Source organism: Candidatus Poribacteria bacterium, from assembly GCA_021295755.1.
Taxonomy (GTDB): Bacteria; Poribacteria; WGA-4E; order WGA-4E; family PCPOR2b; genus PCPOR2b.
In genome coordinates this window covers 1-379 of record JAGWBT010000123.1, presented here as the reverse complement: position 1 = coordinate 379, position 379 = coordinate 1, and the positions used below count along the sequence as shown (strand labels likewise).

Sequence of the window (379 nt, the reverse complement as noted above, 5' to 3'; positions counted from 1 at the left end):
AGGTGATGTGCGGTCGAATAATCCGTCATAAACCCGATTGGGTACTTGTTGCTGGCATAGGGCAACTCACGCCGCTGTAGAATACTCACCACGGTTACACTCAGGTCATGGACTTTCGGGTCGAGGTTCAGTCGAGCGTCGGGCTGCATCTCGTTCTCGCTGTAGTGGAGGTGTGTGTTGCCCGGATACCAACCTTGTGATGGGAGATCCGTCCACCGTTTGAGCTGTAACTCAACATCAACGTGCCCTTTCTGGGGTGCTGATACCACTTTCCGTAGTGGTTCATACTCTGTACCACGCTCAACGATAATATCCGTTGATCCCCGTGGGACATTCACCGTAAATTTACCTGCGCTGTAAAAGAATGGGTCGCCGGGAC

At 52.5% G+C, this 379-nt stretch carries 1 protein-coding gene; it reads right to left on the bottom strand.

Translation table 11 applies throughout. The features are described 5' to 3' along the window. The coding region (locus tag J4G02_16815) for a hypothetical protein (protein MCE2396217.1) at positions 1–379 on the bottom strand (379 nt) is incomplete at both ends.